General features: G+C 32.2%; 8 protein-coding genes. 6 read left to right on the top strand and 2 right to left on the bottom strand.

What is annotated here, in order from left to right; genetic code table 11:
• Positions 1–282 precede the first annotated feature (282 nt).
• Positions 283–1,674 (bottom strand): glycine--tRNA ligase, encoded by a 1,392-nt coding sequence (locus tag HHH54_RS08690; RefSeq protein WP_198618446.1) that lies wholly within the window; start codon positions 1,672–1,674, stop codon positions 283–285.
• Positions 1,675–2,079: 405 nt separating this feature from the next.
• On the opposite strand from HHH54_RS08690, the gene ccpN reads away from it, so the two are divergent.
• The 6 genes from ccpN to HHH54_RS08660 all read left to right on the top strand — a co-directional run bounded on the left by ccpN (position 2,080) and on the right by HHH54_RS08660 (position 8,464).
• Positions 2,080–2,703, top strand: a complete 624-nt coding sequence (gene ccpN, locus HHH54_RS08685; protein ID WP_198618449.1) for a transcriptional regulator CcpN — start codon at positions 2,080–2,082, stop codon at positions 2,701–2,703.
• Between the two features lie 11 nt (positions 2,704–2,714).
• On the top strand, positions 2,715–3,539 hold the full coding sequence (locus HHH54_RS08680) for a pyruvate, water dikinase regulatory protein (RefSeq protein WP_198618445.1): 825 nt from the start codon (positions 2,715–2,717) through the stop codon (positions 3,537–3,539).
• A gap of 65 nt (positions 3,540–3,604) precedes the next feature.
• A complete protein-coding gene (gene dnaG, locus HHH54_RS08675) occupies positions 3,605–5,389 on the top strand; it encodes a DNA primase (RefSeq protein ID WP_198618444.1) in 1,785 nt (594 codons plus the stop codon).
• A 17-nt stretch (positions 5,390–5,406) separates the two neighbouring features.
• Entirely contained in the window at positions 5,407–6,516 is a 1,110-nt protein-coding gene (rpoD, locus tag HHH54_RS08670; protein ID WP_019165210.1) for an RNA polymerase sigma factor RpoD, read from the top strand.
• Between the two features lie 180 nt (positions 6,517–6,696).
• A complete protein-coding gene (locus tag HHH54_RS08665) occupies positions 6,697–7,371 on the top strand; it encodes a tRNA (adenine(22)-N(1))-methyltransferase (RefSeq protein WP_198618443.1) in 675 nt (224 codons plus the stop codon).
• Position 7,372: 1 nt separating this feature from the next.
• Positions 7,373–8,464 carry a Nif3-like dinuclear metal center hexameric protein gene (locus HHH54_RS08660; protein WP_198618442.1) on the top strand — a complete coding sequence of 364 codons (1,092 nt, stop codon included), beginning with the start codon at positions 7,373–7,375 and terminating at the stop codon, positions 8,462–8,464.
• Positions 8,465–8,542: 78 nt separating this feature from the next.
• On the opposite strand, the gene HHH54_RS08655 is transcribed toward HHH54_RS08660, so the two are convergent.
• Positions 8,543–9,511 carry a 4-hydroxy-3-methylbut-2-enyl diphosphate reductase gene (locus tag HHH54_RS08655; protein ID WP_198618441.1) on the bottom strand — a complete coding sequence of 323 codons (969 nt, stop codon included), beginning with the start codon at positions 9,509–9,511 and terminating at the stop codon, positions 8,543–8,545.
• Between the last annotated feature and the right edge of the window lie 27 nt (positions 9,512–9,538).

Raw genomic sequence — 9,538 nt, 5'->3', positions numbered from 1 at the left:
AAACTAAAGATGTTATCCCTTTAATGTCCTTTAACCCTAAATAACCTGTTATTTTTAAATTTTCTCCTTCAATTCCAAAGCATTCTGTTATATCATAATTTATAGGCATAAATATCTCTCCTTAATTCGTTTGTTGGTACTTACAATTATAGAGATATTTGTGCCGTTTTTATATTAAAAACTAAAAAATAACGGCTAGTGAATATTTCACCAACCGTTAAAAGTATAGAGCCAAGATAACATAGAGTTGCGCTTTTATATTAAATCAATATTTTCGACTTATTAAAACTTAACTTTTTCTGATAAAAATGCGTTTAATTCATTAATAGGCATGCGAATTTGTTCCATTGAATCACGATCTCGTACTGTTACTTGATTGTCTTCTAATGAATCAAAATCGAAAGTGATACAATAAGGCGTTCCAATTTCATCTTGACGACGGTAACGTTTACCAATTGATTGTGATTCATCAAAGTCAACCACAAAATCATCACTTAATGCTTCAAATACTTTCATAGCTTCTTCAGATAATTTTTTACTTAGAGGTAACACCGCAGCTTTATATGGTGCTAGAGCAGGGTGAAAACGTAATACTGTACGTGCATCTTTACTATTTTCAACTTCTTCCTCTTCGTAGGCATCACATAAGAATGCGAGTGTTACACGATCTGCACCTAAAGATGGTTCGATACAATATGGTAAGTATTTTTCATTTGTTTCAGGATCGTGATATTTAAAATCTTCACCAGAATGTTCACTATGTTGCTTTAAGTCATAATCTGTACGACTGGCGATACCCCATAGTTCACCCCAACCAAATGGGAAACGATATTCTATATCAGTAGTAGCATTTGAGTAATGTGATAATTCATCTTCATCATGATCACGTAAACGCATGTTTTCATCATTGATACCTAAATCACGTAACCAATTTGCAGCATAATCTTTCCAATAAGACTGCCATTCTATCTCAGTACCTGGTTTACAGAAGAATTCTAATTCCATTTGTTCAAACTCACGAGTACGGAAAATAAAGTTACCTGGTGTAATCTCGTTTCGGAAAGATTTACCAATTTGTCCAATACCGAATGGTAATTTTTTACGCATCGAACGTTGAACATTTTTATAGTTTACAAAAATACCTTGAGCCGTTTCCGGTCTTAAAAAGATTTCATTTGTAGAGTCTTCAGTTACACCTTGGAATGTTTTGAACATTAAGTTGAATTGACGAATATCTGTCCAGTTTGAAGTTCCACTAACAGGACAAGTGATGCCTTCATCTTCAATAATCTGTTTCATTTCATCAAAACTTAAACCATCAGCAACAAAATTTTCGTCACCTTTTTCTTTAAGCATGTATTCTTCAATAAGTTTATCTGCACGATATCGAATTTTACTATCCTTGTTATCAATCATAGGATCATTAAAATTGCTCAAGTGACCTGAAGCTTCCCAAGTTTTTGGATTCATAAGAATAGCAGCGTCTAAGCCAACATTATATGGCGATTTAGAAATAAATTTTTTCCACCATGCTTTTTTAATATTATTTTTAAGTTCCACACCTAATGGACCGTAATCCCAAGTATTTGCTAAACCTCCATAAATTTCACTACCAGGAAATACAAAACCACGATGCTTTGCTAATTGAACAATTGTATCCATATTTTTTTCCATTTTTTTCACTCCTTAAATATAAAAAAGTCCCAAGCCAAAGATATAATAACTTTGCCTTGGGACGAATTATAATAATCCGCGGTTCCACCCAAATTAGTGTATCCACTCACTTATATTAACAATTAAAGTACTACGCCAATATAGGTGTTAAGCTTTCACTATCCTTAACTCGCTTTAAATTTAATTTTAGGATATAACAACATGAAAGGCAAGTAAAATCATAATTGTATCGTAATGTCATACAAGTTATAATGATAGAGTATTTAGATTGAATGCGAGTTAAATTATAGATATAGTGGATAGAAATTAATTTTTTATTAAATATAATGCTAATATCTAGAAAAGGAGGCAATTCTGCTGTTTAATTAGCATAGCCGTCAGGGTTTTAAATGTGCAGAGAATATTATCGAACTCAATCAACGACAAGAACGCATAGTAGAAATTGTCAAAAATAAAGGTCCAATTACAGGTGAGAAAATCGCAAAACATTTAGATTTAACACGAGCGACCTTACGTCCAGATTTAGCTATTTTAACTATGGCAGGTTATTTAGAAGCAAGACCACGAGTAGGGTATTTTTACTCAGGTAAGTCTACAACTCAATTGCTTTCAGACAAGCTTAAACAGTATGTTGTAAAAGATTATCAATCACATCCAATTATTTTAAAACATGATATTACAGTTTATGAAGCTATTTGTTCTATTTTTATTGAAGATGTAGGGACTTTATTTATTGTGAATGATCAAAATGATTTAGTAGGTGTTTGCTCAAGAAAAGATTTATTACGCGCATCTATGGCTGGTCAAGACATTCATACTTTACCTGTAAATGTTATCATGACTAGAATGCCTAATATCGTATTATTAGAACAAAATGACCTTGTTTTATATGCCGCTAAGCAAATGATAACGAAAGAAATTGATTCAATTCCCATTGTAAAAGAGAAATCAAATGGTAAATATGAAGTAACAGGACGAATTTCAAAAACTACAATTACTAAATTACTCGTTTCCTTATTTGATGAATAGGAGGTTCATTTATGTCGAATATCAAAATAATTATAGCTTCGGACTCAGTAGGTGAAACAGCAGAACTTGTTGCAAAAGCTGGAATTTCACAGTTTAAGATCAATGATGATGCTACAAATATTATGCGCTATCCTTATATTGAAACAGAACAAAATATAGATGAGGTAATCGCTTTAGCTCGTGAAAATAAAAGTATTATTGTATATACATTGGTTAAACCCCAAATAAAAAATTATATGGAAGAACGTATACGTGAATATAATTTATTATCAGTAGATATTATGGGGCCTATGCTTAATTCATTGAAAGAAAGTTTAGGTCTAAATCCTCTAAATGAACCTGGGATTGTGCATAAACTAGATGAAGATTATTTTAAAAAAATTGAAGCTATGGAGTTTGCTGTTAAGTATGATGATGGTAAAGATCCAAAAGGTTTACCTAAAGCCGATATCATTTTAATAGGTATTTCAAGAACTTCAAAAACACCCATATCACAATACTTAGCCCACAAACGATATAAGGTAATGAATGTACCAATTGTTCCAGAAGTCACACCTCCTGAAAAATTATTTGAAATTGATCCTAAAAAATGTATTGCTTTAAAGATTAGTAAGGAGAAATTAAACGCTATTCGAAAAGCTAGATTAGAACAACTAGGTTTGTCACACTCTGCGAGATATGCAAATGATAAGCGTATAGAAGAAGAACTTCAATATTTTAATGAAATCGTTGAACGAATCGGTTGCCCTGTCCTTGATGTAACTGATAAAGCAATCGAAGAAACAGCAAATAATATAATACAGATTATAGAGCATAATAATTCCATTTCAGAATAAAAACGTGTATAATTAATAAACTGTTGAAAAAACACTAAATCATGTATGAAACTATGGTGATAGCGTTGAAGATTTCACAAGAGGTTATCAATGAAGTCAAATCAAAAACAGATATATTAGATGTTGTTGGTGAGTATGTTAAATTAGAAAAAAGAGGACGCAATTTTATTGGTTTATGTCCATTTCATGATGAAAAAACACCTTCCTTCACAGTATCTGAAGACAAGCAAATTTGTCATTGTTTTGGATGCAAAAAAGGTGGTAATGTATTTCAATTTATACAAGAAATTGAAAATGTTTCATTTGTTGATGCAGTTAAAAAGCTAGGGGAACGTGTAAACATCACAATTGAAACAGACGAACAATCGTTTGATCGTCATATTGCAACAGACGATTTAAATATGATTCAGATGCATGAATCTTTAGTTGAGTATTATCATTATATGCTAAAGAAAACCGTTGAAGGTGAAGATGCCTTAAATTATCTTTATGAACGAGGATTTACAGATCAGATGATTAATGATCGTAAAATTGGTTATGCACCAAACTCGTCACACTTTGCAACTGATTTTATCGAAAAAAAAGGGTATGATATGCATCTTGGGTATGAAGCTGGTATTTTATCCAGAAGTGAAAAAGATTTTAATTATTATGATCGTTTTCGCAACAGAATTATATTTCCACTTTCAAATGCACAAGGACGTATTGTAGGCTTTTCGGGGAGAACTTATATCAACGAAGAACCTAAGTATTTAAATAGTCCTGAGACTCCAATTTTTCAAAAGCGTAAATTACTATATAATTTGAATACTGCCAGAAAATCTATACGTCAACAAGATGAAGTGATTTTATTAGAGGGATTTATGGATGTAATAAAGGTTTCACACGCTGGTATTCAAAATGTTGTTGCAAGTATGGGAACCTCTTTATCAGATACACATATCACTTTTTTACAAAAAATGTGCAGTAATATCACGCTTATATTTGATGGAGACTATGCTGGAATGGAAGCTACTCTTAATGTTGGGCAATCTTTATTAAAGTATCAATTTGATGTTTTTGTTGTACAGATGCCTACAAAAATGGATCCCGATGAATATATTGAAAAATACGGTGCCGAGCAGTTTAAAACATTCATAAATCGTGAAAAAAAATCATTTGTAACTTATAAACTAGGTATTCATAAACAAGACATACAAAACAATGACTTAGAATTTGAAAAAAATTATAAAGCTTTTTTATCAGATGCTAGTTTAATTAAGTCCACAATTATAAAACGTAAAGTTATACAAGATGCTTCTGAAGTGTTTAAAGTTAGCGCAGACAGTCTAAATATGGAAGTAGATAGGATTAGTCCGAAACCAAACAACTATAATCAATATGTTGTTCAGCCTAGAAGTCCTATTAATATCTCAAACCGTTATGAAAAAGCTGAATGTGCGTTACTTAAGCATTTTATGAACGATAAAGATATTTTTTACAATTATCATCAAGATATACACTCTACAGACTTTACAAATTCCAATTTTAAAAGTATATTTAATATTTTATGGGACTTTTATTCTGAACATGAAACATTTGTTGTTAGCGAGTTTATGTCTTATATCGATCGTGATGAATTAAAGGAAATTTTATTATTTATAGTTGATTATCCATTAAATACTGAACCTTTTGAACATGAAATCAATGATTATATTAATATAATAACTGAAAATCGCTATACAGACAGTATCGACATGCTTCATCATAAACTAAATGAAGCAACAAGAAATGGAGATTTAGAATCCCAAAAACATTATTTAGAAATGATAGTAAATAAGAAACGAGAAAAAATAAAGCGTCAAGATTAATTTCAGGAGGCCTTTTTATGTCAGATAACCAGGTAAAAGTAATTAAAAAAGAAACCATTGATCCGACACTTACATTGGAAGATGTTAAAAAACAACTTATTGAAAAAGGTAAAAAGGAAGGTCACCTTAGTCATGAGGAAGTAGCAGACAAGTTACAGAACTTTGATATGGATTCAGATCAAATGGATGAATTCTTTGATATGATAAATGATAATGATATACAACTAGTCAATGAAAAAGATAGTTCTGATACAGATGATAAACTTAATCCTAATGATTTAAGTGCCCCACCAGGTGTAAAGATTAACGATCCAGTTAGAATGTACTTAAAAGAAATTGGACGTGTTGATTTATTAAGTGCACAAGAAGAAATAGAACTAGCAAAACGTATTGAACAAGGAGACGAAGTTGCTAAGGCGCGCTTAGCAGAAGCTAACTTACGTCTAGTCGTTAGTATCGCAAAACGATATGTAGGTCGAGGTATGTTATTTTTAGATTTAATCCAAGAAGGTAATATGGGTCTTATTAAAGCAGTTGAAAAATTTGACTTTAGTAAAGGATTCAAGTTTTCAACATACGCGACTTGGTGGATACGACAAGCAATTACACGTGCAATTGCAGACCAAGCACGTACAATCCGTATTCCAGTTCATATGGTTGAAACTATCAATAAATTAATACGAGTTCAAAGACAACTTTTACAAGACTTAGGTCGTGATCCAGCACCAGAAGAAATTGGTGAAGAAATGGATTTACCGCCTGAAAAAGTACGTGAGATTTTAAAGATTGCACAGGAACCTGTGTCTTTAGAAACACCTATTGGTGAAGAAGATGATAGCCACTTAGGAGATTTCATTGAAGATCAAGAGGCACAAAGTCCATCAGACCATGCTGCATATGAACTATTAAAAGAACAACTTGAAGATGTCTTAGATACGTTAACAGATCGTGAAGAGAATGTACTTCGTTTACGCTTTGGATTAGATGATGGTCGCACACGTACGCTTGAAGAAGTAGGTAAAGTATTCGGCGTAACACGTGAACGAATTCGTCAAATTGAAGCCAAAGCCCTTCGTAAGCTGAGACATCCTAGCCGTAGTAAACGCCTTAAAGATTTTATGGATTAATAGTTGTTTAATTTAATAATTTTATCGGAAAGTTATATCATTTTTATGCATTAACAATTAGCTAAGAATTGGAGCTCAATATCCAATTTTAAAATGATAGGGCGGAAGTGGAACTAGAAATCTTTTAATTTATTAGATTTCCGTTCCACTTTTTTATAGTAAAATTTAAGGAGACGTGCAATGATTCCTATTAATAAAAGACTAAAAAAAGTGAGTGAATATATAAAAGGCAAGACATTAGCAGATATAGGTTCTGATCATGCTTATTTGCCTATATATTGTTTAGAACATAAAATGATTCAAAGTGCAATTGCAGGTGAAATTATTAAAGGTCCCTACAACGCAGCTATAAAAAATGTTCAGTTATATGGGTATACTGATAATATAGATGTCCGTTTAGGTAGTGGTTTAACCATTTTAAATCAAGATGATGAGATAGATACTGTAACAATATGTGGTATGGGAGGCCCTCTAATCACTAAAATTTTAAACGAAGGTTTTTCTTATTTAAATAGCACTCCTAGGTTAGTATTGCAATCAAATATTCAATCAGAACCTATAAGACGCTTCTTAGAACAACATAATTACTCTATAATTGAAGAAACACTAATAAAAGATCGACAACACATTTATGAAGTTATAGTTGCAGAGCAAGGAGAAATGAACCTTTCAAATCAGCAATTTCGATTTGGTCCTTTACTTTTAAAACAACGTAATCAATTATTTTATGAAAAATGGAACCGTGAATATGAAGCTTTAGAAGATATCATCAAAAACTTAGATCCTAACCAACACAAAAAGCGATATCAAGAGATTAAATTATTACAAAAAGAGATTAAAGAGGTGTTACATTAAAATGAAGATAGAAAAATTACTTGAAATACTTAATCGAGAAGTACCTTTCAATACTGCAGAATCTTGGGATAATGTTGGTTTATTAATTGGAGATAAAAATACTGAAATCACTGGGATACTCACTACTTTAGATTGTACTGATACAGTGGTTCAAGAAGCAATCAGCCAGAAGTGTAATACAATAATAGCACACCACCCTTTAATCTTTAAAGGAATTAAATCTATTTTAAATGACGAAGCGTATGGTAGTATTCTTTACCAACTGATTCAAAATAATATCAACCTAATAGCATTACATACAAATTTAGATGTGCACCCAAGAGGGACGAATTATATGCTTGCTCAAAAAATAGGTTTAAATCATATATCTCCATTAAATCCGGCTAAAGAAAAGTTTTATAAAGTCCAAGTTTTCATTCCAAATGATAATGCAAAGCTCTTTAAAGATGCACTTCATCAAGAGGGTATTGCACGTGAAAAAGATTATGAGTACTGCTTTTTTAATAGCGAAGGAATTGGTCAATTTAAGCCAATGGGTAATGCGCAGCCAACTATTGGAAAATTGAATCAAATTGAAAGTGTGAAAGAAACGAAACTAGAATTTATGGTTCATCATTCTCAGTATGATAAAGTAATTCATTTAATTCATACGCACCATCCTTATGAAGTTCCTGTTTATGACTTTTTACCTATTGAAAGATACTCTGATAGTAGTCTAGGTGTAATTGGAGAATTAGACGAAAAGGAAAACATTAAAACATTCATCGAAAAAGTAAAAATAGCTTTAAATTTACAAATTGTAAAGTTCACTGGGGACTTAACTGCGGATATTAAAAAAGTAGCCATCATTGGTGGTTCTGGCATTGGGTTTGAATATAAGGCACAAAGTTTAGGTGCTGATTTATTTATTACCGGTGATATAAAACATCACGAAGCACTTGATGCTAGAATCAATCATATGAACTTATTAGACATCAGTCATTACAGTGAATATGTAATTAAAGAAGGCCTTGTTCCATTATTAGAGGAATGGACTGGAATTGAATATATACAAGCTTCGAAAGTAAATACTGATCCGTTCAATTATTTGTAAGTAGTTTTTAAATGCTCATTAAAGCTCTATATTAGAATTAAAGCTGCCTATAAGCTATCTAGGCAGCTTTAATTTCGTTTATTCCATAATTTTAACAGGCTTAGCTTTTTTAATTTTAGGAAGTATTTTTTCAACCGGTACATTCGATTCAGTGTGATGTGTTTCTGGATTCATTGGGTCATAATTCTTAAAGAAATTAATAACTTCCTTTACTATCGGTGTAGGTGTAGATGCACCAGCAGTAACAGCAACGGTCTCCACACCATCAAGCCAGTTTAAATCTAATTGAGATAAGTCTGCAATTCGATACGATTGCGTATGGGCAATATCTTTAGAAACTTGTGCTAATCGATTAGAGTTATTACTCTTTGGATCACCTACAACTATTAATAAATCCGCAGCACCAGCTTGATCTGCAACGGCTTCTTGTCTTACTTGGGTTGCTTGGCAGATTTCCTTATGTTGTTCGATATGAGGGTATTTTTCCTGTAAGTCTTCCATTAAATGCATTACATCCCACTGTGACATTGTTGTTTGGTTCGTAACGATTAATGGATATTGAGATAAAGACTCTGGTAAAGCTTCGACGTCTTTTTTTGTTTCAACAAGATGTACAACGTCTGGGGCTACCCCAACTGCACCCTCGGGTTCCGGATGACCTTTTTTTCCGATGTATATAATGTGATAACCTTTAGATTTTTTATCTCTTATGAGTTCGTGAGTATTCTCTACATCTGGACATGTTGCATCAATACATGTTAATCCTTTTTCTTTAGCACGCTTTTTCACTTCAGGTGATACTCCATGCGCTGTAAAGATAACCGTACCTTTATCGATTTTTTCAAGGATTTCCAGTCGATTAGGCCCATCTAATGTAATTATGCCGTCGGATTCAAAAGCATCCGTAACATGTTTGTTGTGTACTATCATACCTAAAATATAAATTGGTCTAGGTAAATTAGGGTCTAAAGATGCGTTACGTGCAATAACCATTGCATCAACTACGCCATAACAATAACCTCTCGGTGTAATTTTAATGATTTCCATATTTTTCACGAACCTCCTTCAATCTAA

It is taken from the genome of Staphylococcus canis, from assembly GCF_016238445.1.
GTDB classification, from domain to species: domain Bacteria; phylum Bacillota; class Bacilli; order Staphylococcales; family Staphylococcaceae; genus Staphylococcus; species Staphylococcus canis.
The sequence above is the reverse complement of the archived record's forward strand: the minus strand, read 5'-3'. Positions and strand labels throughout refer to the sequence as shown.

Excerpts from the sequence above, each read along its gene's own strand:
- HHH54_RS08690 (WP_198618446.1), bottom strand. The coding sequence starts at position 1,674 with ATGGAAAAAAATATGGATACAATTGTTCAATTAGCAAAGCATCGTGGT.
- HHH54_RS08680 (WP_198618445.1), top strand. The coding sequence starts at position 2,715 with ATGTCGAATATCAAAATAATTATAGCTTCGGACTCAGTAGGTGAAACA.
- rpoD (WP_019165210.1), top strand. The coding sequence starts at position 5,407 with ATGTCAGATAACCAGGTAAAAGTAATTAAAAAAGAAACCATTGATCCG.
- HHH54_RS08665 (WP_198618443.1), top strand. The coding sequence starts at position 6,697 with ATGATTCCTATTAATAAAAGACTAAAAAAAGTGAGTGAATATATAAAA.
- HHH54_RS08660 (WP_198618442.1), top strand. The coding sequence starts at position 7,373 with ATGAAGATAGAAAAATTACTTGAAATACTTAATCGAGAAGTACCTTTC.
- HHH54_RS08655 (WP_198618441.1), bottom strand. The coding sequence starts at position 9,511 with ATGGAAATCATTAAAATTACACCGAGAGGTTATTGTTATGGCGTAGTT.